We start from the raw sequence: 25,542 nt of genomic DNA, 5'->3' as shown, positions 1-25,542 counted from the left end.
GCTCAGGGGTTGAGGTCGGCGGCGGCGTGCTCGGCGAAGATCCGCATCGCCTTCGCGGTGATCGGCCCCGGGGCCACCGGCAGCTCGGTCTCGTCGACGAGCCTGATCGGCTGGATGTCGCGGGTGGTGGAGGTCAGGAACGCCTCCTCGGCGGTGTAGAGGGCGGACAGAGGTACGTCGGCCTCCTCGCCGCCGCACCATTGGAGCACCAGCGCCCTGGTGACGCCGGCCAGGCAGCCGGACTCGAGGGTCGGGGTGAGCAGCCGCCCGTCGCGGACGATGAAGATGTTGGAGCCGGTGCCCTCGCACAGGTTGCCGGCGAGGTTGCCGAAGATGGCCTCGCCGCCGCCGCGCGCCTTGGCGTGGGCCAGGGCCTTGGCGTTGTCGCCGTAGGAGGTGCTCTTGACGCCGGCCAGGGCGCCGTTCTCGTTGCGCGGCCAGGGGACGACGGTGACGTTGGCGGTGCCGGGGAAGGGCTTCTGCTCGTCGACGATCACGATCGAGGTGGTGCCCTGGTCGCCGCGGTCGGAGCCGAGGGGACCCGGGCCGCTGGTGTAGGTGATGCGGATGCGGCCGAGCGGCCAGTCGGGGGCGGCGGCCAGGCACTTGCCGACGCCGTCCTCGATGGCCCCGAGGTCGGGCTCGGGCAGGTCCATGCGCTGTGCCGACAGCGCGAGCCGGTCGAGGTGCCTGGTGAGCGCGAACGCCTCGCCGTGCACGATCTTGATGGTCTCGAAGACTCCGTCGCCGACCATCAGCCCATGGTCGAACACCGAGACGGTCGCCTGCGCGGGGTCGATCAGTTCCCCGTTGACCCAGACAGGGATGGTCATCTATTTCCTCCTGAGGATGCCAGTGCGATGAGCCTGGACGCCTTCAGCTCGGTCTCGAGCCATTCACGCCGGGGATCGCTGCCCCAGGTTATGCCCGCGCCCGTGCCGAAGCGGATCTCGCCTGCTTCGATCCAGAACGTACGGATGCCCACAGCCAGCGCCGCCCGTCGACGGTCGGCGTCGACCCAGCCCACGGCCCCACAGTACGGCCCGCGCGGCTCCGGTTCGAGCTCATTGATGATGCGCAACGCGGACGACTTGGGCGCGCCGGTGACCGAGCCGGGCGGGAAGGTCGCCGCGAACAGCTCCGGCCAGCCGGCTTCGGGCGCCAGCCTGGCGCGTACGGTCGACACGAGGTGGACCAGCCCGGGATGCTCCTCGACGGCGCAGAGCGACGGCACCTCGACGGAGCCGACGGCGGCGATCCGGCCGAGGTCGTTGCGGACCAGGTCGACGATCATGACATTCTCAGCGTAGTCCTTCTCCAGCAGGTCGTCCGCTGTGGCGCCGGTGCCCTTGATCGGTCTTGACTCGATCAGGTCCCCTTCGCGCGACAAATACAGCTCGGGCGAGGCCGACACCACGCTCAGTCCTGGCACCTGGACGACGGCCGCGTAGGGGGCCGGGTTGCCGGTGGCCAGGCGGGCGGCCAGGGCCAGCGGGTCGGCGTCGTGGGGCAGCGGCGCGGTCAGGACCCGGCAGAGGTTGGCCTGGTAGACCTCGCCCCGCTCGATGTAATCGCGGATGGCCTGGACCCCGCGCTCGTAGGCGGTCTGGTCGAGGGAGCTGTGCCACTGATCGGGCGAAGGGCCGTGCCAGGGGGTCCTGGGGATGGGCAGGGGCGCCTGGCGTACGTGGTCGAAGCGAGCGCACGTCACCTTGCCCTCGTAGTCGACCACCACCGCCCACCAGCCGTCGCCGTCGAGCGCGGCCAGGTCGGTCGTCAGGTCGCGCAGGCCGGTGGCGAGGAGGTCGCCTACGTGGGCGAAGCCGTCGTACACACCTGCCATTCTCCCAGCAATCGGACGAACTCCCGCGCGGACGGCAGCGGCACTTCGGGCAGGGCCGCGTACACCTTGCGCGCCGGGACCAACCCCCTCAGGGGCCGCAACACCAGATCGGCGGGTACGGCCCGCGCCGCGAGCTCCGGCACCAGCGTCACCCCGAGCCCGGCGGCGACGCAGCCGAACTTGCCCGTCCATTCGGCCACCCGCAGCCCGCTGCGCGGTGTGAACCCGGCGGCGGCGCAGGCGGTGACGAGCAGCGTCGGCTGTCCGCGCGGCGCCGCCTCGATCCACGTCTCGTCGGCCAGGTCGCGCAGGTCCACGTCGGGCTCGGCGGCCAGCCGGTGCGCCCGCGGCAGCGCCACCAGCAGCCGGTCCTCGCGCAGCGGCACGATCCGGCCGCCGTCGGCGGGCAGCCCGGCGGGATAGTCGCTGATCACCGCGACGTCCAGCGCGCCCGCCTGCAGCCGTTCCATCAGCCGCGTCGTCAGCCCTTCGACCAGCCGCAGCCCGACCTCCGGCCGGCGCTCGGCGAACCGCTTGAGCGTCACGGGCACGAGATCGACGTTGGCCGTGGCGAACGCGCCCACCCGCAGCGTGCCGCCGCTGCCGCCGTGGATCGCGGTCAGCTCCTCGCACGCGCGGTCGAGCCGGTCGAGCACGGCGACGGCGTGCCGGTGCAGCGCCACTCCCGCCGGTGTCAGGCGTACGCCCCTGGCCAGCCGCTCGAACAGCGGCCCACCGGCCGCCCGCTCAAGGGCGGCGATCCGCCGCGAGACGGCCGACTGGGTGTATCCGAGCAGCTCGGCGGCGGCGGTGAACGAGCCGCTCTTGGCCACCTCGTCGAAGAGGCGGAGCGCGACGGTGTCGAAGGCATTCGTGTCTGTCATGGCTGACATGCAATCTAGTCGGTGGTGGAATGCCTCGCATGTCAGTTAACTGGGGAACGTGATTGCATTTCTCGGACAGGGACGCATGGGCGTCCCCATGGCCCGGCGGCTCAGCGAGGCCGGGCATCAGGTGACGACATGGCGGCGCGGGACCGGTGTCCCGGTCGCCGAGGCGGTCGACGGGGCGGATCTGGTCCTCACGATGCTGCGGGACCCGGCCGCCGTGCGCGAGGTGCTGACGGCCGCGCTGCCGGGGCTGCGGGCCGGCGCGACGGTGGTGGAGATGTCCACGATCGGGCCGGAGGCGGTGCGGGAGCTGCGCGCGCTGCTGCCCGACTCCGTCAAGCTGGTGGACGCGCCCGTCCTGGGCAGCGTCGGCCCCGCGGCCGACGGCACGCTGACCGTGCTGGCGGGCGGCGATCTTACGGGGGTGCGCGACGTGCTGGCGGTGTTCGGCACGGTGCGCGAGTGCGGGCCGGTGGGGGCGGGGGCAGCGATGAAGCTCGCCGTCATGAGCGCCCTGGTGCCTGCGCAGGTGCTGCTGGCGGAGACGTACGCGTACGGAGAGGCGCACGGGGTGGACCGCGACGCCCTGGCCGAGGTGCTGTCGGGCACCCCGCTGGGCGTCCTGGCCGAACGCCTGCGCACGCCCGCCCCCGAGACCCGCTACGCGCTCGGCCTGGCGGCCAAGGACCTGACATTGGCCGCCTGGCCGGATGCCACTCTGGCCGCCGCGGCCCGCGCACGCCTTCAGGAGGCCGAGGCGGCCGGGCTCGGCGACCACGACGTGACGGCCATCGCCGCGCACGTCGGCGGGCGGCCCGCGCACCGGGCCGTGCCGATCAACCCCGCGACCGTGCCGGCCACGAACGGCTTCTACTCCCATGCCGTACGGGTGGGCGACATGCTGTACGTCTCGGGGCAGGCGGCCTTCGACTCGAACGGGCAGCTCGTCGGGGAGGGGGACATGGCGGCTCAGGCCGAGCACGTGTTCCAGTGTCTGGGGCGGATTCTCGCCGATCAGGGGGCGGGGTTCGAGGACGTGGCGTTCCTCCGGACGTACCTGACGAACATGGACGATCGGGTGGCGTACGGGCAGGTGCGGCGCAAGTACTTCCCAGGGACGCCGCCCGCGAGCACGACGGTGGAGGTGTCGAAGCTGTTCATGCCGGGGCTGCTGCTGGAGATGGACGCGATCGTCGCGCTGCCGTAGCGCGGGTCCCGCCGGTGCCGGACCGTCCGCCGGGTCCTGCCGGACCGTCCGCCGGGTCCTGCCGGACCGTCCGCCGGGTCCTGCCGGACCGTCCGCCGGGTCCTGCCGGGCCGTCCAGCGGTCGAGACCGCAGGCATTGGACGTCTGGCGGCTGGCTGGCGGCCAGTCGTCCGGCCCTGGCCGCTGGCCCGTCCGAAATATGGCGAAAAATTACGCCAGGCGGCCCGTGACGGACTCGGCGGCGGCGACCACGCCGCCGTCGGCGACCAGGCGGACGGCGTACTCGATCTCCGGCGCCAGGAAGCGGTCGGGGCCGGGCCCCGGGACGGTCTCGCGCAGCGCCCTGACCACCGCGCCGGTGGCGGGCGCCGGCTCCAGCGGGGCGCGCAGGTCGAGGGCGCGGGCGGCGGTGAGCACCTCGACGGCCAGCACCCGGGTGAGGCCGTCGACCGACTTGCGCAGTTTGCGGGCCGCCGACCAGCCCATCGAGACGTGGTCCTCCTGCATGGCGGAGCTGGGGATCGAGTCCACACTGGCGGGCGCGGCGAGCCGCTTGAGCTCGGAGACGATGGCCGCCTGGGTGTACTGGGCGATCATGTGGCCGGAGTCCACGCCGGGGTCGTCGGCCAGGAACGCCGGCAGGCCGTGGTTGCGCGCCACGTCCAGGAAGCGGTCGGTGCGGCGTTCGGACATCGAGGCCAGGTCGGCGGCGACGATGGCCAGGAAGTCCAGTACGTAGGCGACGGGGGCGCCGTGGAAGTTGCCGTTGGACTCGACGCGGCCGTCAGAGAGGACAGCGGGGTTGTCCACGGCGCTGGCCAGCTCCCAGGTGGCGACGTTCGCGGCGTGAGCGATCGTGTCGCGGGCGGCGCCGGCCACCTGGGGGGCGCAGCGCAGGGAGTAGGCGTCCTGGACGCGGGTGCAGGCGGTCGGGTCGCGATGGCTCGCCATGATGCCCGATTGATCCAGAATTTTCGTCATATTGGCGGCGGAGAGGGCCTGGCCGGGCTGCGGCCGCAGCGCCTGCAGTTCGGGCGCGAAGACGCGGTCGGTGCCCAGCAACCCCTCGACGCTCATCGCGGCGCTCACGTCTGCGGTCCTGACGAGCATGGTCAGGTCGTCGATGGCCAGGATGAGCATGCCGAGCATGCCGTCCGTGCCGTTGATGAGCGCGAGGCCCTCCTTGGCGGCCAGCTCGACGGGCTCGATGCCCGCCTGCTTGAGCGCCTCTTCCGCTGCGGTGATATTTCCGGACTCATCCCGTACGACGCCCTCGCCCATCAGCGTGAGCGCCACGTGCGCCAACGGCGCCAGATCGCCCGAGCAGCCGAGGCTGCCGTACTCGTGCACGACCGGCGTGATGCCCGCGCTGATGAGCGCGGCGAGCGTCTTGGCGGTGGTCGGCCGGATGCCGGTGTGACCGGTGGCCAGCGTGTGCAGCCGCAGCAGCATGAGCGCGCGCACCACCTCGGTCTCCACCTCCGGACCGTTGCCCGCGGCGTGGCTGCGGACCAGCGAGCGCTGGAGCTGGGCGCGCAGAGCCGGGTCGATGTGCCGCGTGGCCAGGGCCCCGAACCCGGTCGAGATCCCATAGGCGGGAACCGGGCTCTCGGCCAGCTCGTCGACCAGCTGCCGGGCCGCGGAGATGGCGGCGATGGCGTCGTCGGTGAGCCGTACGGCGGCGCCGTGACGGGCCACCCGGATGACCTCGTCGAAGGTGAGGGGCTCTGGACCGACGTCCACGACTCCGTTGTCGCGCATGATGTGACTCTCCCGCTTAGGTAACCGGCGTATGTGATGTTAGCTCCTTACCGGACAAAGCAGCGGCCCGCCCTACCCTGGCCTCGTCACCTGAGAACAGGGCGGCCAGCCCTTCTCTGCCCTCATCCGTCAACACCACCGCCCGGGGAACGGGGCCCTGCCGGTACCAGCCGCGCTCGAACAGCGCCCCGGTCACCGCCGCGCCGAGAGCTCCGCCGAGGTGGGCCCGGCGCTCGGTCCAGTCCAGGCATTCCGGGGCGAACCGCCGCCTGGCCTTCCGTACCCCCGTCACGTCCACCCCGAGCCCCGCCAGCAGCCGCTCCCCCTTGCCCGTGACCTCCTGGTTCACCAGGAAACCGCCCTGGACCAGCTGGTCGAACAGCGCCACACCGGCCCGCCCAGCCAAGTGGTCGTAGCACGTACGCGCCTCCTCCAGCTGCCTGGCCTGACGCGACTGGCGCAGGGACCGGATGGGCGGCCGGGTGCTCACCCTGGCGAGCACCTCCAGCACCTCGGCGACCTCGTGGCCGGCCAGGCGGTAGTAGCGGTGGCGGCCCTGCCGTACGACGTCGACGAGCCGCCCGTCGAGCAGGCGGGACAGGTGCGCGCTCGCGGTGGCGGCGCTCACGCCGGAGAGCCTGGCCAGCTCCCCGGCGGCCAGCGCGCGACCGCCCAGCAGCGCGGTGAGGATGGCCGCCCTGGTGGGATCGGCTATGAGCGCCGCGACGGGCGCGATGTCGGAGTCATGGGCGATGTATTCGGCGGCCATACTTGACGCTAACCCACAGACATTTCGCCGGCCGTCGAAGCATCGCCTCTTCGCCGCGCCCGGCGCCCGGTTAGGCTGCGGGTGAGCCTAGCCAGGGGGTTCCAGTGGCAGTCCCGTCAACCCCGTCGACAGCAGAAACCGGCGCCTCGGCAGCAGAGGCCAGCACCTCGGCAGCAGGAGCCGGCACCTCGGTGACAGAGACCGGCGCCTCGGCGACAGGGGTCGGTGTCGCGCTCGTCACCGGAGCGTCCCGTGGCCTGGGCGCCGTGATCGCCCGCAGGTTAGGCGCCGACGGCCACACCGTGGCCGTCAACTATCACTCCGAGCACGAGAACGCGCACCAGGTGGCCGCCGACATCCGCGCCGCCGGTGGATCCGCCGAGGCGTTCGCGGGGGACATCACCGACGAGGCCGCGACGGCCGAACTGGTCGCCCAGGTCACCGACCGGCTGGGCCCCGTGGAGATATTGGTCCTCAACGCGACCGGCCCCCAGCCGAAGGTCGCGTTCGAGGATCTCACCTGGCAGACGCACCTGGACCAGCTCCACTTCTTCGTCAAGAGCCCCACGCTCCTCATCCAGGCGGCCCTGCCGGGCATGAAGGCACATGGCGGGGGCCGCGTGATCCAGATCGGCTCGGACATCGTGGACCGCGCTCTCCCCGGCATGTCCGCCTACATCGCCGCAAAGGCCGCCCAGCACGAGCTCACCCGGGCATGGGCCCGCGAGCTGGGACCGTACGGCGTCACGGTGAACCTCGTCGCGCCCGGCTTCATCCCCGTCGAACGGCACGCCGAGATCGGCGCCGAGGAGCTGGCGACGTACCGGGCGCGTGTCCCGCTCGGCCGGATGGGCACGCCTGACGACGTGGCGGGCGCGGTGTCCTTCCTGGCCTCGGAGGCGGCGGCGTTCGTTACGGGAGAACGCATCACCGTCAACGGCGGCCACACCATCGGCCGACCCGAGCCCCACGGCCCGGGTCCCCTGTGCCTGCTCGTGGCGACCTCCAGACGCAACCACGCTTAGACGCCGCCCCAACCATTCCACGACCACGATCGACCCCATGACGAACAACGCCACCAATCCCGCGCTCCTCGTCGCCGAAGCCGTCGACCGGTGCCTCACCATCGCCGAGACCTGGCTCGCCTGGGACGGCACCCCCATCGTGACCGATGGGGCCAACCTGTGGACCCCGGCGAAAGCCGTACGCCGCATCCAGGACCACCTCATCGACCACCTCGCCGAAGTCGAGGCGCTCCTGGCCGGCGCCACCCCGCAGGACGACCACTGGCACGGCCGGATGGTGACGCTGGAGGCCGACTGGGCCCGCTTCACGGAGCTGGACCTGACGGAGGCCCGCTCCCGCTGGACCCGCCTGGGCCAGTCCTACGTGAACCGCTACACCGCCGCCCCGGACGCCTGGGATCTGCCGCGCTCCCCCAACTGGACCCTGCGGGAGATCGCCGAGCACGTGTCCGGGATCACCTGGTACGCCGAACAGGTGGGAACCCTCCGGTTTGGGGACTCGGCCAGGATTCGCTAGAGTTCTCTCGTCGCCGCACACCAGCGGAGACAACGCGGAAGTGGCTCAGTGGTAGAGCATCACCTTGCCAAGGTGAGGGTCGCGGGTTCGAATCCCGTCTTCCGCTCGGAGCTTCGGGCTCGGTGGAGTGGCCGAGAGGCGAGGCAGCGGCCTGCAAAGCCGTCTACACGGGTTCAAATCCCGTCTCCACCTCCCAGGACGATTAGCTCAGCGGGAGAGCACTTCCCTGACACGGAAGGGGTCACTGGTTCAATCCCAGTATCGTCCACCATGCTCCGAAGCAGACCCGGTTCGACTTGGTCAAATAGAGGATAAAGCCCCAGCTCACGACCACAATCGCGAGTCTGGGGCTTTTTGTTGGTTGTGGCTTATCGCCGTACTTGTCAGCACCAGTGCTGACTTCGTGCCAACCCTTCCGGGGGCGCTAGATGCCCAGGTCAGATCGTTAGCACCGGCATCTTGACTCTGCGCATCCATCGCGTGACTCTTGGGAGGCTCACGGCGTAGACCAGGAGGGGCGAAATCTCGTGCAATCCTACGGTGATGGAGACGATCTCTCCGTTAGCTTCTACTGCAAAGATCCCGACTCCAACCAGGACAACGAGTGCGAGACGTTCTACCGAACGGATCGAGACTCGTGGGTCATCCAGGTCAAGAAGCGCGGGCCCCAGGTAGGGACACAGCTTGTCGGGCTCGGGGAAGATGAGACGTTCGGGGAACTCTCCGAGCGCACCGTGAACGCATTCGTCCGGAAGTACGTAAGGGAGCACTATGGAGTTGATCTCCCCCAAGGAACGGGCTGATCTGGTCAACAGCATCAGCCGGGAAGCACTTCACGTCGAGATGCGGGACAACTACGGCATAGACGCTGAGCTGTTCGCCAACTGGCAGGCAGGTGACTGGGAGGAAGTCCCCCGCGTCCTCAAGCCGTGGTGCGACCGGGTCAGGGCTGGGGTTGCAGAGGGAAAGACGTACCGTCGTCTGTGCGTGGTGTCGGAACCTCTCTCGGCCTACCAACAGTGGTGCTTCGAGGCGACAAATGGCCTCAAGGTCGAGGCTGGGGAAGATCTGCGTTGGGTGCCGCGACGGCTGACCTCAACATTGAGCCTGCCGGGGAACGACTTCTGGCTACTCGACGGCGAGATGGTCGTGTTCAACGTCTTCGACGGAACGGACATGCGCGCGGAGATCCAGCTCTACCGAGACCCTGCCATCGTCAAGCACTGCGCTGACGGATTCTCGGCGCTGTGGGACCTGGCCGTCCCGCATCGCGACTACCGGCCCGCCTGACAGCGTCCCGCCGTTGTCCGAACAAGACCAGGTACAAGCCGCCCGTAAGGCGTTTGGGCAGAGGCTTCGCGGCCTGCGCCTGGACGCCAATCTCAACGGCCGTCAGCTCTCAGCTCGATCCGGGATGCGCGACTCCAAGATTTCTCGGATCGAACTGGGGCGGCAGAATCCCACGGAAGACGACATACGGGCTTGGTGCCGTGCGTGTGATACAGAGGACCAAGTCCCTGAGCTGATAGCCGCACACCGGCAGATCGATGAGATGTGGGAAGAGTACCGGCAATCGATGCGTGCCGGGCTCAAGCAGCAGAGCGACCGAATCAAGCCGCTCTATGAGCAGACCAAGCTGATACGCGCCTACGAGCCTCAGACCGTTCCTGGCTTCCTCCAGAGGCCGGGATACACGCGAGCCGTCATCGAAGACGTGTCCCGATTCCACGGGCTGAGCGACGACATAGACCAGGCCGTCGAGGGACGGCTGAACCGCCTGCGCATCCTTGAGTCCGGCAAGTGCATGTTCTCGTTGGTCGTCGAGGCGGGGGCGCTCTACGCCCAGCGTGGCAGCGTCGCGGTGATGCTGGATCAGCTCGACTACGTCGAGCGTGCGGCCAGTTTCGCGAATGTGGCTCTAGGCATCATCCCTCTCGGCCGACTCCGAACCATCTGGCCGGGAGAAGGGTTCTACATGTATGACGAGTCGCTGGTTCGCAGTGAGCACTGGACCGGGGGCTACCGCACCAAGCGTCCCAGCGATATAGAGATCTACCTGCGGATCTTCAAGCTGTTGCAGGCCCAAGCCGTCTACGGCGAGGCCGCACGAGCGGAGATAAACGCCGCACGGAGCTTGCTGCAATCTCGGGAAATCTCCTAGCCCGGGCCCTGACCGGACTCCTACCGTCGTTGCCATGCCGCCGGGACAGACAGCCGGAGAGGGAGCCCGCCCGATCGAGGACGTGCACCTTCCCACCGTAGAAGACACCGCGCCGGACCTCTTGGGGGCCGCTGCCGCTGTGCTCCGCGATCGGGAGATCCCCCACTACGCACTTCAGATCATCCGTCTTCGGCTGGGTTTTGGGTATCCGGGGATACCCGAGTCCCTGACCTTGCTGGAGATCTGCGGGGCGGAAGGCGTGGTGGCCACGGTCTCCGCGAGCAAGGACGGCTGCCTCTACTACGTATCTGTCCCCTCCGCGCAGGCCGAGCCTTACCAGGTACCGGCCGAGCAGCCCGAGGGCATACCCGCCCTCATGCCCGGTCACAACGCACAGGATGGACGATCATGACAGAGCCCAGCACACCCGCTTCCCTCGATTCCACCCTGGCCGTTCGCCGGGTCGGCAGGACCACACAGGTCCAACTCTGCGACCTGACCTGCCCCGAGCGATTGGCCCTGATGAGCGCCAAGTACTGGTGTGACTGGAAGCACGAAGTTGGACAGGGCCTGTTCAAGCCGATGCGTGAGGGCGACCAGATCACCATCGAGATACACGACCAGGCGGTGAGCAAGGCCGTCCAGCACGTCTTCACCTCCACGCTGGCGTACGAGGTGTTCCAGAAGGCCGCAAAGGACGGAAGATTCGACGGGCTCAACCCGGTAGCAGCCGGCAACAGGCTCGGCCCTTGGATCTGGGCCGGAGGGACCATGGATGAGGCGCAGGTAAAGGCCCTGAACGAGGTCGCATGAGCTACCCCCGGTTCGTGGTCGGAGGGGGCACGGCCGGGGGTAACACGCCTGGACCCCCAGGAAACGAGGCCCCTGGCCAACCCCGTCAGGAGAAGGCCGCCTCCCCCGGTTCGGCCCTCCGGCCGGGGGTCTCGCGCACAGTCAGCCCCGGTTGAGGTGTCATCCGCTGGTTCTCCCTCCTCCGGGGCGTAGGTCCCCCAGGTAATCCCTTCCCAGGGGCTGGGGTAGGGCTCTGGCCCTCCTTCCGCACACCCACGCTTCGGGTCGGCCAGAGCCCCTTGTCAATACCCATCGATACGAAGGAGTGCTGATGACCGCTACGGCTGCCACCGAGACGACTGATTCTGAGCCCGATACCGAGGGCCGTGCCAAGGACCTGGAGGTCCAGGAAGAGCCCGTGGCCGACCGGTCGGCGCCGCCGACTTCCCCTTCACGACGATCCGCAGCAATGCCAGCGTGACACCCGCCAGATGCATTGGCCCAGTCAACGGTGGCACGGCCGACGGCGCCTCGATGCCGCTGATGGATTGCGGTCAACGGCAGCACGGTCAGCGGCACCCAGCTGGTTACGCAGAGCTGCGCCTTCGGCCCCACGCAGCAGTGGCTGCTGGAGAGCACGCCGAACAGGTTCGGCTTCTCCTGGGGCGACGGAACGACCCCCTGACCGACCGGGAATCGCTGATCCATCACTTACCCAACTGCACTTACTGGCGATCACGAGCGCACCGCGATGCTGGTCGACGGCATCGCGGCGCTTCGTGGGCTTCGGGTTTGCCTCAGGCCACCAGGTCGACCAATCTGCTGCGGCGCAGGCTAGCGCCTCAGATCAGCATCCGGCCGCGCCCGAGAAACCGACCGAGGCGGCGACCGAGCCAGGCCCCCTGGAGTCACGGATCCAGGGGGCTGACGCATGCTCGCACCAGCCGGTCGCCTCGTCGTCACCACCGGCGATCTGAAAAAAGAACAGGCCTGTCTCCTGGAACGAACCACGGACGGAAAATGGTAGATCCGCCCCGCATATTGAGCGCGAGGGCGGATCTATTCATATGAGTTTATAAGAGAATTTATGCCCATTGAGAACTCCACATTGCCCGACGTCACCGTTTTGCGGTATTGACATTTGTGTACCGCAGACGTACTTTCCACACGAAGCCAGTCATGGCATTTTACCGGTAAGCAAGGAGGAGCAATGCCCGTCAAACGAGTTATGGCCAAAGCGGCCGGCGTTCTGGGAGGTGCCGCTATTGTCGGCACCACCCTGCTCGCTCTCCCGGCACACGCGGCGACATTCGAGTGCGCTGTCACAGTTCTCGGCTTTCCGCCGATCACGATGACCGTGACCGCCCCCACCGTCGGCGCGGCCGAAGCACAGGTCAGAATCCTCATCCCCCGCCTCACCTCGGTGAGCTGCCACCTCGCCTAACCACCACGCACGTCCGATCGGCACCATGCTGAGAGGCAGCCCATCCAATGTCCGCTGTAGGTAAACCCTCCGTTTTGCGACCATACAATGGGACATTTTCGGATCGTTCAGCCGACCGTCTTAACGGTTTTTTTCGCCTATGCCGATACGCACAGGCGGTGCGGCTCGGCGAGATTGCTCGCCGAGCCGCACCGTAAGACCAGATCAGGCCAGGCCAGACCAGGCCGCTCGACCCAGATCGGCGGTCCTATCAGCGCGCCGCCCCGTTGATGTTCTTCATCGCGCCTTCTCCGTCGGGATGAATCTGTCTTCCGTCGTGAGATATCCAATGGGCGACTATAAGGGGCGACCGTCAGTGCCGATGTACCGTTCAAACGATTGCGGCGCACTGCGTCGTGCAGCGGCGTCGGCGCCAGCCAGGCCGGAAGAGGTCTGAGACGGCTGCCAAGCCGAGGACCGAGACCCCGCGCGGCAAGACCGGCACGGATACTGGCGTCCCGATGCCGAGTCGTTCAGCGAGTGGCCGCCGCCTACAGGTTGGCGCATAGCCGCTGGGGGCGAGAACGGGCGTTATCCCGCATATCGCTGTGGCCATCACTCCGACAGCCTGGAGTCCGCCGCCGTGGCAAAGTGCGTGATTCTCCCATGTCTATTCCACATAAGGCTAAATGTCGTGGCGGTGCTTTCCGGCCAACAGGTCTCGGGCACACCAAGGTCGTTGTACAGTCCTTTGCTGATCCTTGGTCTTTGCCTCCTACGACCTTTCGCCGACCGTCCGGAATTCATTCCGCGCGGCGCCGCCTGGTCGGTAATCGGCTGATGGGAGTAGACGATGTCCGCAAGGTTCGCGCGCGGATTCCTCAGTGTCGTCGGACAGATGGTCGTTTTGGGGGGGTTGCTGCCGAGCACCGCGAACGCCGCCACCGCACCGGCCAATGCACCAGTCGCGGCACTACCGGTCGCGGCAACCGCACCAAACACCGCACCACTCGCCGTACCAGTCGCCGCACCGATCGCCGCCGACGACGGCGCCAAGATAGTCGCAGAGCAGTGGATCGATGCGACCACCTTGGATGTGACAGTGTCGTCCCCCGCATTGGGTGAGTCGGTCCCGGTACGCATTCTCCTGCCAAAAGGATGGTCGCGATCCGCAGCCCAGACATGGCCCGTCGTCTACGCCTTTCACGGGGGTCGTGACACCTACGTCTCTTGGACCCGCAGCACCGATATCGAGCAGGTGGCCGCCGCCTACGACGTCATGGTGGTCATGCCCGACACCGGATGGGCCGGCTGGTTCACCGACTGGTGGAACTACGGCAAGGGCGGCACCCCGAAGTGGGAGACCTTCCACACCAGCGAACTGCTGCAGCTCATGGAGCGGAACTATCGGGCCGGTATCCACCGCGCGACCATGGGCATTTCCTCGGCCGGTTATGGGGCGGTGAAGTACGCGGCCCGCCATCCGGGCATGTTCGCCTATGCCACCTCCTTCAGCGGCGTGCTCCACCTCACGCAGCTCGGAGTGCCTGCCTTCGCCCTCCTCCAGGCGAGTGAGCGCTACGACGCGCTGCGCATCTGGGGCGATCCGCTGACCAATCGCAAGAACTGGGAAGCCAACGACCCCTACGTGCTCGCCTCCCGGCTGCGGGGCACCGGGCTCTACATCGCCAGCGGCCTGACCGGCTTGCCGGGTCCGAATGACCACCCGGCTCTCGGCGACGACTTGGTGCACCCTCAGGAGGTGATCTGCGGGTCGACGGCCGTCTCCTTCGTCGACCGGCTCAAGAAGCTGGGCATCCCCGCCACTACGCACATCTACCAGAACGGCTGGCACAACTGGTCCACGTGGCAGCCGGAGATGCACAGCGCGTGGCCGCTGATGATGCGCTCGATCGGGGCTCGACCTGTCGCGGAGCTGTGAGGGTCCAGGCCCTCCTGGGCGACGGCGGGCGCTCGGACCACCCCGCCCCTGATGAAGCCCGGCGCGGAGCCCCGTAAGCCGCCCTGTGTCGCCCGAGCGCCTCATGCCGAGCGTCGCGATCGAGCTGGTGCGGGACGAGGCTCGGGCGGGATCGCCCGCCCGGGCAGCGCGAACAGCAGGCTCAAGACGGCGACCAGGGCGCCCAGGACGTACCACAGTGAGTTCCGGAAGGACTGGGCGAACGCCTCACGGCGCACCGCGTCAGCGGCACCGGCCAGCGTGTCGTCAAGCGTGCCGGGTCCATGCGCGCCCCGGCCACAGGGCACCGACAGGCCGGGGCGGTCGCGTCCGGAGTTCTGGCCGATCACACAGGCGCGGAAATCGGCGAGGATCCTGTCCCTGGCGGGCTCCGGCAGTCCTGCGGCCATGGACAACTGCTGCTGGACGCGCGGGACGGCCCGCTCCAGGCCCCTGGCCGCCTGGTGGCCGACAGCGGTGAAGAACACCACGCCGATGAGCGCGATCCCCAGCACCGTACCGAGCTGGGAGACCGCGTTGATAATCCCGGACGCGCCGCCGGCCTCCTGCGGTGGTACGTCGGCGAGGGTGAGCGCGGTCAGCGGCACGATCACCTGTCCCAGGCCGACACCCAGGAGAAGGAGCGGCGCGATCATCTCCGACGAGGTGATCTGCGTGCCATGACCTCCCGCCTGCCAGCCATAGACGAGCACCCCGGCGATCATCATGGCCACCCCCGCCATGAGGGACCGCCGGCCGAACCTCGGATACAGGCGCATGGACATGCCGCCGGCGATCGTGGCGCCGAGGGTGAACGGGATCGTGGTCAACCCGGTGTGCAGTGGCGACCAGCCGAGGCCGAGCTGCAGGTACAGGGTCCATGTGAAGAAAAATCCGGATATGACGCATAGGAGGAGCAGCTGCAGGAGGAGACCCGCGGTGTAGCCGCGGGCGGCGAACAGGCCGAGTTCGATGAGCGGCGAGCCGTCCCCACGGGTCTTGCGACGCTCATGGACGACGAACGCCACGAAGGAGACCAGCGACACGAGGCTCCAGGCCGGCCACCCCAGCTCGCGGCCGGGGGCGAGGGGATAGACCAGCAGGAACAGGGCGGTGGTCACGAGGAGCACCCCGATGAGATCCAGCCGCAAGGCGTGCGGCGCTCTGGACTCCTCCAGGAGAACCGCGGCCAGGAGCAGCGCCGCCGCGCCTACGGGCAGGTTCAGCAGGAAGATGCCCCGCCACGCCAGGCCGAACGGGTTGAGGTCCAGCAGGAGCCCACCGATGATCGGCCCGCCCACCATCGCCAGCCCGCCGATGGCGGCGTACAGCGTCACGACCGTGCCCAGCTCCCGCCGCCTGAAGCCGAGATGGATGATCGCCAGCACCTGGGGCAGCATGATCGCGGCCATCAGGCCCTGCAGAACCCGGGCGCCGACGAGCATCGCGGGGGTCTGCGCCAGCGCGCACAGCGCCGAGGCCGTGGTGAAGCCGGCGGTCCCGACGAGGAACATCCGCTTGCGGCCGAAGATGTCGCCCAGCCGGCCACCGGTGATGAGGGTGACCGCGCAGGCCAGGGTGTATCCGGCGATGATCCACTGGATGTCGGCATAGGACGCGTCCAGGTCATCGCGGATGGTCGGCACCGCCACGTTGATGATGCTGCCGTTGAGCAGGTCCATGAAGGCCGCGATCAGGAGCACGCCCAGCCCCATCCATCGCCGCCGCTCGGCGCCAAATGTCCTGGCCTCGTTCACCGCGGCACCACAGCGCGGCGGAAGAGGCCGAGCCTGTCTTCGCCGATGCGTTCGCGCAGCTCCATGTCGGTCACGCCCAGCCCGTCCGAGGGAGCCAGGCATCGGATCCCGACCTTGCCGATGTGGTGGCCGCGCTGTACCAGCCGGACGGCTTCGGCCGCCTGGTCGAGCGGGTAGGTCATCGACAGCGTCGGCGTGACCATCCCCAGGCCGATCAGCCGGTTGACCTCGTTGGCTTCGTGATAGTTCGCGCCGTGGCTGCCGATGATCCGCTTGATCCGCATCCACAGATACCGGTTGTCGTACTGGTGCCGGTAACCCGTGCTCGATCCGCAGGTCACGACGGAGCCACCGCGCCGGGCCACGCCCACGGAGGCCGCGAACGTCTCCTGACCGAGATACTCGAAGACGATATGGGGGTCTTCGCCGGTCAGTTGCCGGATGCGGCGGCCCAGCACCCGCCACGAGGCCGGCTCGCGCAGCCCGGTATCGCCGAGCCCCAGGCTGCTGCGGTCGATGACGTGCTCGCCGCCCATGGCGTGGATGATCTCGGCCTTGTCCGAGCAGCCGACGACGCACACCGGGACTCCGCCGCCGTTGCGGACGAACTGGATCGCGTAACTGCCGAGCCCACCCGTGGCACCCCAGATGAGGACGACGTCCCCCTGCTTCATCCGGGCTCCGTGCCGGCCGACCAGCATCCGGTACGCCGTCCCGGCGCACAGGGTGTTGGCCGCGGCCTCCTCCCAGGTCAGGCAGGCCGGCTTGGGGATGATCTGGTTCGCCTTGACGACGGTGAACTCGGCCATGCCGCCGAAGTTGGTCTCGTACCCCCAGGCGAGCGGTGTCGCCATAACGCCGTCTTCCTGGGAGTACGGGTCCCCCGGATCGACGACTCCGGGATGGATGACCACCCGGTCACCGACCGAGCAGTTCCACACCGCTTCCCCGGTGCGTACCACTACTCCTGAGGCGTCGGAGCCGATGATGTGATGGTCCAGATCGTGCCGTGGCCACCATCGGGCGTCACCGGTTCGCCGGCCCAGGAAGGTGAAGGTCGGGACGGGTTCGAAGATCGCCGTCCAGACGCTGTTGAAGTTGACCGCCGAGGCCATCACCGCCACCACGACCTCGTCCGGGGCCAGTTCCGGCATCTCCACCTCGCCCACATGGATGGAGCGGCGGACATCCTTGTCGGTGGTTCCGTGGAAGATGCCGATCTCGGCCTTGAGGGTGTACGCCGCCCGGAAGCGGCTCGGCAGGTCGCATTCCAGCAGTTCGGCGCGGCTCGCCCCGGCGCGGACCGCCTGGATCAGGTCAGACATCGCTCGCCTCGCCGATGACGTTGATCGCCTGGCGGTGCATGCGGGATCGAGGACCCGGCGACCCGCGTCCGCCGGAGAGCAGGCCCTTCAGGTGGCCGGCGATCACGTCTACACCGGGCGGGTCCAGGAGGTTGAGGTGGTGGGTTCCAGGGATCGGGACGATCTCCAGCCGTGGGCACAGGTCCGCGAAGCCGTTGGCCTCGTCCAGGTCGTACCGGGCGTCGTGGACGGTCCACGGGGTCGGCTCGGTCGAGCGGTAGAGCACGACTCGTCCGTCGTAGGGGCCGGGGACGTACCGTTCCAGGCATCGGGTGTCCTCGTGTGAGGTGAACTGGTGCACCGCCACGGCCGTCGGCAGCCGCGCCATCAGCGGCCCGGTGCGCTCGATGACCAGCGCGAGCTGCTGCTCCTCCTCCAGGACGACCAGTTCCTCGTACGGCAGCGCGACCGTGACGCCGTACGTCGCGGTGAGATATTTCCCGAAGTCGGCGTATCGCCGGGCCGCGGTCTCGCGCACGTTCTCCACCCGTTTGGGCAGGCCGGCGTCGATCATCGCGACCAGCTCGACCTCGCCCCGGCCGAGCCGCCGGGCGATCTCGTACGCCAGCACCCCGCCGAACGACCAGCCGCCCAGCCGGTAGGGCCCTTCCGGCTGGGCGGCGCGGATCACGCCGATATAGCGCTCGGCGCGATCCTCCAGCTCGGGGCCGTCCTCGAAGCGTTCCAGCCCGTAGATGACCTGGTCGTCGCCGAGCAGCGCGGCCAGCGGCCGGTACACACTGGACGTGCCGCCCGCCGGGTGCGCGCAGAAGAACGGCCGGACACCACGCCCCGACGGTCGTCGCGTGAGCGGTCGCACGACGGCGCCGCCCGCCCGCACAGAAGCGGGAGCGAGAGCGGGCGGTTCGGACAGGTCGAGGCCGCGCCAGAGCTCGGCCTGCAGCGTCGTGAGGCTGGCGCCCTGGAGCAGGCTCGCGGTCTGGACGCGGACTCCGAAGTCGTGCTCCAGCGCGCTCTTGATCCGGATGGCCACGAGGGAGTCGAGCCCGAGCTCGGTCAGCGGCCGGGCCGGATCGGGCGTGAACCCGAGCACGGCCGCGACCCTGGCGCTCACCCGCTCGCGGACGAGCCTGGCGGCGGTGCCGGGATCGAGCGTGCGCATGCCCTCCGGTCCCGGCCAGTCGTCGGCGCCCGCGCTGTCGCCGGCGGCCTCCTCGACGAGTTCCGAGAAGTAAGGCCGCTCGCGGATCTCGGGGTAGGCGGCCAGTGCCCGGCGCGCGTTGAAACGGAGCACGCCCACAGACCCCTGGTCGTGGACGAGCACCGCCTCCAGGGCGTCCGCGCCTTCTTCGGGGGTGAGCGGGTCCAGCACGTCCACGCGCAGGTCGGCGGCGCCACCCACCTCGGCCCAGGTCCCCCAGTTGATCGTGGTGGCCGGCAGGCCGTGCGCCCGGCGCCAGTCGACGAGCGCGTCGACGCGCGCGTTGGCCGCCGCGTAGGCCGCCTGCCCCGGTGAGCCGAGCAGCGCGGCGGCTGAGGAGTAAACCACCCACCAGTCGAGGTCGAGATCCTTGGTGACCTCGTGCAGCCGCAGAGCGCCGGTCACCTTGGGTGTCCACACCCGGCGCAGATCCTCGGGTCCGATCTCGGTGAAGAGCCGGTCGTCCAGCGTGCCCGCGACGTGCGCCACTCCGCGCAGTGGCCCGGCGGCGTCGACCATCCGCTCGGCCACGCCGGGCTCGGCGATGTCACCGAGCACGATCTCGATCTCCGCACCGGCCCTGCGCAGCCGGTCGATGACCTTCCTGGCCGCGGGCCCGGGCCCGGCTCGGCCGGAGAGCACCAGGCGCCGGGCGCCCCGCTCGACCAGGCGCTGGGCGGTGACCAGGCCGAGGCCCCCGTACCCGCCGCTGATCGCGTAAGCGCCGTCCGGCCGTACGAGGAGACGTGGCGGCTCCGCGGCGAGGCAGGCGTGCCGCAGCCGGGCCGCGTAGCGGACCCCGTCGCGCCAGGCGACCTCGGTGTCGGCGGTGCCGGTCAGCAGCTCGGTGGCCGCCGCCATGGGGTCGGCCACGTCGATGAGCGTGGCGCGCAGAGCGGGGTGCTCGAACTGGAGCACTCTCACCAGAGCCCGCAGGAACGCCTGCCCCGGTTCTCCGGCCTCGCCCGGCCGGACGGCGATGGCGTGCCGGGTGATGAGCCACAGCCGCACGCCGGGCGGCAGCGCGCGGACCAGAGCGGACAGGGTGAGCACCAGGTACTCGTCGGCGAGCCAGTCCGGTACGACGAGCAGCGCGTTGTCGGGCGCACGCAGATCCTGGAAATCTAGCCACGCGTGGTCCCGGGGGATGCCGTGCTGCGCGGTGATCCGGTGTCCCGCGTGGGTCAGCAGCCCGGTGATCGCCTCGGTGAAGGCGTCTCCGGGATCGGTGAGCACCAGCCAGCTCGCCGATTCGGCCGCCGGGCCGACCGACGGGTGCGGTGGCGTCGTGCTCCACGCGGCCTCGATCAGCTTGGCGGACAACGGCACGGGTACGGAGATCGCCGGGAGCCGGCGCAGGAGGACGTCGTCGGCCGTCAGCAGGACTCGGCCCGCGTCGTCCACGAGCCGCAGCGCGGTGACCGCCGTGCCGTCCTTTCGCCGCCGAGGCGTGGCGAACTCGCAACTGCCGCCCGCCAGGGTCGGCCCGAGCACGCGCAGCGCGCCGATGCCCATGGCGGTCCACTCCGGCCCGAAGGCGGCCAGGCATCGGTCGAGAGCGGCGGGATGCAGACCGAAGCGGTGGTCCGCCTGCTCGGCGGCGGGCACCGCGGCCCGGCCGTCCATGGCACGGGGAACGGTCCGTCTGGCGGTGGTCGTGGCGGCGTAGGCGGTGGCGAGGAGCGTCCAGTGCCCGGCGGGGGTACGGGCCCGCACCCGCACCTTCGCGCTGGGCGCGCCGGTCGCCTGTGACGTGATCGTCAGCGTGGTGGTGATCGTCGCGCGTTCGTCCAGGGGCAGCAGCCGGTCGACGCGCAGGCCGCACACGATCAGGTCGTCCGTGCCGAGTGCCGCGGTTCCGGCGGCGAGGGCGATCTCCGCGTACGCGGCCGTGGGCAGGACGCGCACGCCGTGCAGCGGGAGCCACGGCAGCGGGTCCTCCCCCACGTTCGCGCTCCAGGCGTGCCGGCCGCCGGGGAGTTCGACATGGACACCGAGCAGCGGGTGAGCCGACGATCGGGCGGGCGTCCGGCGGGCGGGCGTCCAGTGGTGCTCGTGCCGCCAGGCCGGGCCCGGTACGTCGATGACCCGGCCTCGGGCGGGCCGGATGGTCAGCGATCCGCTGAGCCGGAGCGCGGCGAGCTGGGCGTGGAAGGTGACGGTGTCGTCGGTCTCGGCGGGCTGAGCGCGGCGGGTGACCGCATCGCCGGTCTTGGCGTCGCGCGCCGGGGCATCTCGCAGGGTGGGCAGTACGAGCGAGTCCCGTACGGTCTCGCTCAGCGCGTGGGTCAGCAGCGGGTGCGCCGAGATCTCGATGAACGCGCGGTGGCCGTCCTCGACGGCGGCCTGGACGGCGTCGACGAGGCGGACGGGTTCGCGCATGTTCGCCGCCCAGTAGCCGGCGTCGAAGGCCGGGATCCGGCGCGGGTTGTCCAGGACGGTGGAGTAGAACGGGACTCGAAGCTTCCCCGGCCGGAGCTCCCTCAGCTGCTCCCTGAAGGGCGTCAGCAGGGGCTCGACCTGGGGTGAGTGGCCCGCTCCTTCCGCGCGTACCGAGCGAGCCAGGAGGCCGCGCCGCTCCGCGCGACCCACCACCGTGGCGATCTGGCCGGAGTCGCCCGTCACCACCGTCTGGCGCGGCGCCGTACGCACGGCGATGTGCACGTCAGGGCAGTCCGCGCTCAGCTCGGCGCACTCCTCGGCCGAGGCGCCGAGGACGGCCATGGCGCCCCCGCCCGCGAGCCCGGCGAGCAGGCGGGCCCGACGGCAGATGACCGTGACCCCGTCGGACAGGGACAGCGCCCCGGCCACCACGGCCGCCGAGGCCTCGCCCATCGAATGCCCGATCACGGCGGCGGGCCGCACGCCGTACGCCTGCCAGAGCCTGGCCAGCCCGACCTGCACCGCGAACAGCACCGTCATCGTCTCTGCGGGGTCCAGCCGCCTGTCGGGAAGAACCAGCGCCTCGCGTACCGAGAATCCGGCCTCGGCCTGGATCAGCGGTTCCAGCAGGTCGATGGCGTCGGCGAACGCGCGCTCGTCGGCCAGGAGCGCGCGCGCCATGCCCGGCCGCTGCGCGCCGTACCCCGAGAAGACCCAGACCGGCGCGGACATGCCGGTGTCCACACCGGTGAGCACACCGGGGTCTGGGCGCCCGTGAGCCAGTGCGTCGAGTGCGGCGCCGAGCGCGGCGCGGTCGCGGCCCACGACGGCGGCCCCGAAACGGCCTCTGCCGTAGCGGCGGGCGAGGGTGTAGGCGACGTCCGCCGGATCCATGGCGTGGCTCGCGCCCTTCGCCGGATCCACCACGCCGCTGAGCCGACCCGCGTACTCGGTGACGCGCTCGGCGGAGACGTCGGAGAGCAGGAGCGTGTGCACCGGGCGGGAGTTGGCGGCTGGCTGGGGCTTCTCGGGTGCCGCCGCCGGCACGAGCTGCTCGGGGGCCGCCGCCAGCACGACGTGGGCGTTCGTGCCGCCGAAGCCGAAGGCCGACACGCCTGCCCGGGGCGTGGCCGACGGCCAGGGTGTCGGCTCGGTGACGACCTTCAGGTGCAGGCGGTCGAAGTCGATGTGCGGATTCGGCAGGTGATAGTGCAGGCTCGCCGGGATGGTCCGGTGCCACAGCGCGAGCACGGTCTTGATCAGCCCGGCCACCCCCGCGGCCGGTTCCAGATGCCCGAGGTTGGTCTTGACCGAGCCGATCAGCAGGGGCTTGGCGCGATCGTGGCCCAGCACCGCGCCGAGGGCGTGCGCTTCGATCGGGTCGCCGAGCAGGGTCCCGGTGCCGTGGGCCTCGACGTAGTCGGGCGAAGCCAGCCCGGCGTACGCCTCGCGCAGCAGCGTCTTCTGCGCCTCCGGGCTCGGGGCGGCCAGGCCGTTAGAGCGGCCGTCGGAGTTCACGGCGGTGTTCTGGATGACGGCCAGCACCCGGTCTCCGTCGCGGTCGGCGTCCGCGAGTCGTTTGAGGATCACCAGGCCGCACCCTTCGGCGCGGACCATGCCGTCCGCCGAGGCGTCGAAGGCCTTGCAGCGCCCGTCGGGAGCGGTGGCGCCCGCCAGGTCGAAGGTCTTGGTGATCGCCGGGGAGAGCAGGACGTTGACGCCGGCGGCCAGCGCCAGGTCGCTCTGGCCCGCGCGCAGGGCTTGTACGGCCAGATGAACGGCCACCAGCGAGGAGGAGCACGCGGTGTCGACGCTCAGCGAAGGTCCGTGCAGGTCCAGCACGTACGACAGCCGGTTGGCGGCGATGCTCAACGCCGCCCCCGTCGCCGTCCAGATCGACGGCGTGGCCGTTTCCGCGGTCGTCAGCAGCGCGTAGTCCGGGGAGGAGACGCCCACGAACACCCCCGTACGGCTGCCGCGCAGCGACCTGGGCGAGATGCCCGCGTGGTCCAGGGCCTCACAGGTCACCTCGAGCAGGAGGCGCTGCTGGGGGTCCATGGCGTCGGCCTCGCTAGGCGTGATGCCGAAGAACCGCGAGTCGAATCCGGCGACGTCGTTCAGAAAGCCGCCCGGCCGGGCGGGCTCACCCGTCCACCGGTTCGGCGGTACCTCGCCGATGGCGTCGCCGCCCTCGACCAGGAATCGCCAGTACGCTTCCGGGCCCTCTATCCCGCCGGGGAACCGGCAGCCGAGGCCCACCACGGCGATCGGCTCCGCGGCTCGGTCTGCTGAGGAGCGAGGGGCCGGGGCGGGCCGCTCCTGCCGGAGCCCCACCAGCATGCGGGCCAGGTGGGTGATGGTCGGATACTCATACAACAGGAGGGGCGGCAACGAGCAGCCGAGCCAGTCTTCCAGCTCGCCGATGACGGACACCGCCTCGCGTGAGCCGAATCCGATGTCGGCCAGCGGGCGGTCGGGGTCCACTTCCTTTTTCGCGACAGCGCAGCGATCGGCCACCCGGCCGATCAGGAATTCCCGGATAGAGGACTCGTCCGGTCTATCGGGGTATGCGGTTGGCATCGTTCATCTCCGATCCCGAGGAAAGGCGGGCCTCGCCGCGGATCAATGACTGTTGTGGGTTTGCCGATCAGGTCAGCCGGTCCAGGCCCTCGGACGAATGTGCGAGCGGCCGCGTATGCCGGATGGCCCATAAAAATGCCCCCTATATGTGGGTCAGTCGTGGACGGTGGGCAGCTGTGAAGCGAGGTAGAGCCGTCTGCAGGCGGTGCGGGCGATCTTGCCGCTGGAGGTTCGCGGCACGCCTCCCGGCCGGACGAGCACGAAGTCGTGCACCCATACGTCGTGGTAGGTGCCGACGGCGCGGCGTACGACCTTGCGTACCTCTTCGTGATCCAGTTCGCCGCTCCGGAAGGCGCGGGAGTGCTCGGCCACGACGACGAGGTGCTCGGTGTCCTCTCCGTCGATCGCGAACGCGGCGACGTGGTCGGAGCGCACGGCCGGATGCGCCTCCTGCACCGTCGCCTCGACGTCCTGGGGGAAGTGGTTGCGGCCGTCGATGATGATCAGATCTTTGATCCGGCCGGCCACGTACAGGTCGCCTTCGTGGATGACGCCGAGATCACCGGTGCGCAGCCAGGGGCCCGAGGGGAGGCCGCCGGCGGGGTCGGTGAGACGGCCGCCGAAGGTCTCCTGGCTGCGCTCGGGTTTGCGCCAGTAGCCGCGCGCCACGTTGGGGCCGTGCAGCCAGATCTCGCCGATCCGGTCATCGGGTAGTTCCGCGCAGCTCTCGGGGTCGACGATGACGACGTACTGGCCCGCGGGGCTGCCGCACGAGATCATCCCGACGGCGCGGTCCGCGTCGGAGGGGCAGGGGCGGACCGCTCCTTCGCGCAGGCCCATCGGATCGGCGGGGAGGATGCTCGGCGGGGCGTCCTCGCACGCCGCGGTGACGAACACGGTCGCCTCCGCGAGTCCGTAGCACGGCGAAAGGGCACCGGGTCGCAGGCCGGAGGCGGCGAAGGCGGCGGCGAAGCGTTCCAGCGTGCCCTGCCTGACCGGTTCGGCCCCGTTGAGGCACCAGCGCAGGCCCCGTAGGTCGAAGGCGGCCGGGTCCTTCGTCCGCGTGAGGCAGTACTCGTAGGCGAAGTTGGGGGCGGCGGTCAGCACCTCCTCGTCAGGATGATCGGAGATCATCCGCAGCCACCGGTCCGGGTGCCTGATGTAGGAGGCCGGGTCGGTGAAGTCCACCCGGATGCCGTGCACGATCGGCGCCGCGAACGTGGCCACGAGCCCCATGTCGTGGAAGAGCGGCAGCCAGCTCACGATCGCCACCGGCCTCCCCCGGTCGACGCCGAAACGCGTCCACAGTTGCCGCGCGTTGACGGCGAGGTTGTGGTGGCTGATCTCGACCCCGGCGGGCTCCCGCGTCGATCCCGAGGTGTACTGCAGATAGGCGAGCTCGCCGGGACCGATCCGCTCCGGCTCCCATGGGGCGGGCCCGATGGTGTCGGCGGCGACGAGGTCACGTGGTCGCAGATCGTGCTCGTCGAGGAAGGCCCGGACCGACGGCAGGACGGCGGAGGTGGTGACGACGATCGCCGGATCGGCGTCCCGGTAGGCCTGGACCAGGCGGGCGGAACGGCCGGGCAGGTCCGGGGAGAACAGCGGCACCGCGATGGTCCGGGCGTACATGGATCCGAGCATCGTCGTCAGATACGCCAGGCCCTGCGGGAGCAGCAGTGCCACGCGATCACCGGGCGCGGCGGACCGGCGTAGCCGGGCGGCCGTCGAGGACGCTCGCGCGTGTGTCTCGGCCCAGGTCAACGTGGTTTTGCGGCCATCACGGTGGCTGCCGTAGTCGACGAAGGTGTACGCCGGCGTGTCCGGCCGCTCCACGGCCCACCTGAGAACCAGATCGGTCAGTGGTTCCCCGTCTAATGCGTCGGTTAAGCGATCACCCAGAGCCATTCCACTCCCCCCGCCAATGGGCCGGCGCGACCGTGTCGGCT

The 25,542-nt window shown here is 69.8% G+C and carries 18 protein-coding genes and 3 tRNA genes; 12 read left to right on the top strand and 9 right to left on the bottom strand.

Going from position 1 to position 25,542, the window contains the following annotated elements; genetic code table 11:
* Positions 1-2 precede the first annotated feature (2 nt).
* The 3 genes from ACQP2T_RS23515 to ACQP2T_RS23505 are packed head-to-tail and all read right to left on the bottom strand — an operon-like array spanning position 3 to position 2,727.
* Complete coding sequence (locus ACQP2T_RS23515; protein ID WP_364003440.1) at positions 3-833, bottom strand: aminotransferase class IV; 831 nt, start codon at positions 831-833, stop codon at positions 3-5.
* Positions 830-1,843, bottom strand: a complete 1,014-nt coding sequence (locus tag ACQP2T_RS23510; RefSeq protein ID WP_433518245.1) for a chorismate-binding protein — start codon at positions 1,841-1,843, stop codon at positions 830-832. Before ACQP2T_RS23510 ends, ACQP2T_RS23515 begins: the two co-directional genes overlap by 4 nt.
* On the bottom strand, positions 1,810-2,727 hold the full coding sequence (locus ACQP2T_RS23505; protein ID WP_433518244.1) for a LysR family transcriptional regulator: 918 nt from the start codon (positions 2,725-2,727) through the stop codon (positions 1,810-1,812). The genes ACQP2T_RS23510 and ACQP2T_RS23505 overlap by 34 nt, the downstream gene beginning before the upstream one ends.
* A 58-nt stretch (positions 2,728-2,785) precedes the next feature.
* Here ACQP2T_RS23505 and ACQP2T_RS23500 point away from each other — a divergent pair, with 58 nt between their 5' ends.
* Complete coding sequence (locus ACQP2T_RS23500; RefSeq protein WP_433518243.1) at positions 2,786-3,940, top strand: Rid family hydrolase; 1,155 nt, start codon at positions 2,786-2,788, stop codon at positions 3,938-3,940.
* A gap of 210 nt (positions 3,941-4,150) precedes the next feature.
* Here the strand turns inward: ACQP2T_RS23500 and hutH are convergent, their stop codons facing one another.
* A complete protein-coding gene (gene hutH, locus ACQP2T_RS23495; RefSeq protein WP_433518242.1) occupies positions 4,151-5,701 on the bottom strand; it encodes a histidine ammonia-lyase in 1,551 nt (516 codons plus the stop codon).
* A gap of 16 nt (positions 5,702-5,717) precedes the next feature.
* A complete protein-coding gene (locus ACQP2T_RS23490) occupies positions 5,718-6,470 on the bottom strand; it encodes an ArsR/SmtB family transcription factor (RefSeq protein ID WP_433518241.1) in 753 nt (250 codons plus the stop codon).
* A gap of 191 nt (positions 6,471-6,661) precedes the next feature.
* Between ACQP2T_RS23490 and ACQP2T_RS23485 the strand changes: the two genes are divergently transcribed.
* The 11 genes from ACQP2T_RS23485 (at position 6,662) to ACQP2T_RS23435 (ending at position 14,330) form a co-directional block, all read left to right on the top strand.
* Positions 6,662-7,495, top strand: coding sequence for an SDR family NAD(P)-dependent oxidoreductase (locus ACQP2T_RS23485; RefSeq protein ID WP_433518240.1), 834 nt, complete (start codon positions 6,662-6,664; stop codon positions 7,493-7,495).
* Between the two features lie 37 nt (positions 7,496-7,532).
* The gene (locus ACQP2T_RS23480; RefSeq protein WP_433518239.1) at positions 7,533-8,012 is read left to right on the top strand and encodes a hypothetical protein; all 480 of its coding nucleotides are present in this window, start codon (positions 7,533-7,535) and stop codon (positions 8,010-8,012) included.
* Between the two features lie 34 nt (positions 8,013-8,046).
* Positions 8,047-8,118: transfer RNA gene (locus tag ACQP2T_RS23475), tRNA-Gly, on the top strand.
* 15 nt (positions 8,119-8,133) lie between these two features.
* Positions 8,134-8,204: transfer RNA gene (locus tag ACQP2T_RS23470), tRNA-Cys, on the top strand.
* 4 nt (positions 8,205-8,208) lie between these two features.
* Positions 8,209-8,283 (top strand) — tRNA-Val (locus ACQP2T_RS23465).
* Positions 8,284-8,783: 500 nt separating this feature from the next.
* Positions 8,784-9,302, top strand: a complete 519-nt coding sequence (locus tag ACQP2T_RS23460; RefSeq protein WP_433518238.1) for a DUF6879 family protein — start codon at positions 8,784-8,786, stop codon at positions 9,300-9,302.
* Positions 9,303-9,315: 13 nt separating this feature from the next.
* Positions 9,316-10,173: a helix-turn-helix domain-containing protein gene (locus tag ACQP2T_RS23455; protein ID WP_433518237.1), complete on the top strand. Its 858-nt coding sequence runs from the start codon at positions 9,316-9,318 to the stop codon at positions 10,171-10,173.
* Positions 10,174-10,207: 34 nt separating this feature from the next.
* Complete coding sequence (locus ACQP2T_RS23450) at positions 10,208-10,585, top strand: hypothetical protein (protein WP_433518236.1); 378 nt, start codon at positions 10,208-10,210, stop codon at positions 10,583-10,585.
* Positions 10,582-10,986, top strand: a complete 405-nt coding sequence (locus tag ACQP2T_RS23445; protein WP_433518235.1) for a hypothetical protein — start codon at positions 10,582-10,584, stop codon at positions 10,984-10,986. The genes ACQP2T_RS23450 and ACQP2T_RS23445 overlap by 4 nt, the downstream gene beginning before the upstream one ends.
* 1,189 nt (positions 10,987-12,175) lie before the next feature.
* Positions 12,176-12,409 carry a hypothetical protein gene (locus ACQP2T_RS23440; RefSeq protein ID WP_433518234.1) on the top strand — a complete coding sequence of 78 codons (234 nt, stop codon included), beginning with the start codon at positions 12,176-12,178 and terminating at the stop codon, positions 12,407-12,409.
* A gap of 832 nt (positions 12,410-13,241) precedes the next feature.
* Positions 13,242-14,330 carry an alpha/beta hydrolase gene (locus ACQP2T_RS23435; RefSeq protein WP_433518233.1) on the top strand — a complete coding sequence of 363 codons (1,089 nt, stop codon included), beginning with the start codon at positions 13,242-13,244 and terminating at the stop codon, positions 14,328-14,330.
* Positions 14,331-14,431: 101 nt separating this feature from the next.
* Here the strand turns inward: ACQP2T_RS23435 and ACQP2T_RS23430 are convergent, their stop codons facing one another.
* The 4 genes from ACQP2T_RS23430 to ACQP2T_RS23415 all read right to left on the bottom strand — a co-directional run bounded on the left by ACQP2T_RS23430 (position 14,432) and on the right by ACQP2T_RS23415 (position 25,429).
* Complete coding sequence (locus tag ACQP2T_RS23430) at positions 14,432-16,105, bottom strand: MFS transporter (protein WP_433518232.1); 1,674 nt, start codon at positions 16,103-16,105, stop codon at positions 14,432-14,434.
* Positions 16,102-17,430: a crotonyl-CoA carboxylase/reductase gene (gene ccrA, locus ACQP2T_RS23425; protein ID WP_433518231.1), complete on the bottom strand. Its 1,329-nt coding sequence runs from the start codon at positions 17,428-17,430 to the stop codon at positions 16,102-16,104. The genes ACQP2T_RS23430 and ccrA overlap by 4 nt, the downstream gene beginning before the upstream one ends.
* Positions 17,423-23,593, bottom strand: coding sequence for an SDR family NAD(P)-dependent oxidoreductase (locus ACQP2T_RS23420; protein WP_433518230.1), 6,171 nt, complete (start codon positions 23,591-23,593; stop codon positions 17,423-17,425). Before ACQP2T_RS23420 ends, ccrA begins: the two co-directional genes overlap by 8 nt.
* A 153-nt stretch (positions 23,594-23,746) precedes the next feature.
* A complete protein-coding gene (locus ACQP2T_RS23415) occupies positions 23,747-25,429 on the bottom strand; it encodes a fatty acyl-AMP ligase (RefSeq protein ID WP_433518229.1) in 1,683 nt (560 codons plus the stop codon).
* Between the last annotated feature and the right edge of the window lie 113 nt (positions 25,430-25,542).

The organism is Nonomuraea sp. CA-143628, assembly GCF_050942315.1.
Classification (GTDB): domain Bacteria; phylum Actinomycetota; class Actinomycetes; order Streptosporangiales; family Streptosporangiaceae; genus Nonomuraea.
This window is presented reverse-complemented; position numbering and strand designations above follow the sequence as displayed.

Bases quoted from the DNA above. Each gene is read 5' to 3' on its own strand.
- ACQP2T_RS23435 (WP_433518233.1), top strand. From the start codon at position 13,242: ATGTCCGCAAGGTTCGCGCGCGGATTCCTCAGTGTCGTCGGACAGATG.
- ACQP2T_RS23505 (WP_433518244.1), bottom strand. From the start codon at position 2,727: ATGACAGACACGAATGCCTTCGACACCGTCGCGCTCCGCCTCTTCGAC.
- ACQP2T_RS23450 (WP_433518236.1), top strand. From the start codon at position 10,208: ATGCCGCCGGGACAGACAGCCGGAGAGGGAGCCCGCCCGATCGAGGAC.
- ACQP2T_RS23515 (WP_364003440.1), bottom strand. From the start codon at position 833: ATGACCATCCCTGTCTGGGTCAACGGGGAACTGATCGACCCCGCGCAG.
- ACQP2T_RS23440 (WP_433518234.1), top strand. From the start codon at position 12,176: ATGCCCGTCAAACGAGTTATGGCCAAAGCGGCCGGCGTTCTGGGAGGT.
- ACQP2T_RS23480 (WP_433518239.1), top strand. From the start codon at position 7,533: ATGACGAACAACGCCACCAATCCCGCGCTCCTCGTCGCCGAAGCCGTC.
- ACQP2T_RS23445 (WP_433518235.1), top strand. From the start codon at position 10,582: ATGACAGAGCCCAGCACACCCGCTTCCCTCGATTCCACCCTGGCCGTT.
- ACQP2T_RS23460 (WP_433518238.1), top strand. From the start codon at position 8,784: ATGGAGTTGATCTCCCCCAAGGAACGGGCTGATCTGGTCAACAGCATC.
- ACQP2T_RS23490 (WP_433518241.1), bottom strand. From the start codon at position 6,470: ATGGCCGCCGAATACATCGCCCATGACTCCGACATCGCGCCCGTCGCG.
- ACQP2T_RS23510 (WP_433518245.1), bottom strand. From the start codon at position 1,843: ATGGCAGGTGTGTACGACGGCTTCGCCCACGTAGGCGACCTCCTCGCC.
- ccrA (WP_433518231.1), bottom strand. From the start codon at position 17,430: ATGTCTGACCTGATCCAGGCGGTCCGCGCCGGGGCGAGCCGCGCCGAA.
- hutH (WP_433518242.1), bottom strand. From the start codon at position 5,701: ATGCGCGACAACGGAGTCGTGGACGTCGGTCCAGAGCCCCTCACCTTC.
- ACQP2T_RS23420 (WP_433518230.1), bottom strand. From the start codon at position 23,593: ATGCCAACCGCATACCCCGATAGACCGGACGAGTCCTCTATCCGGGAA.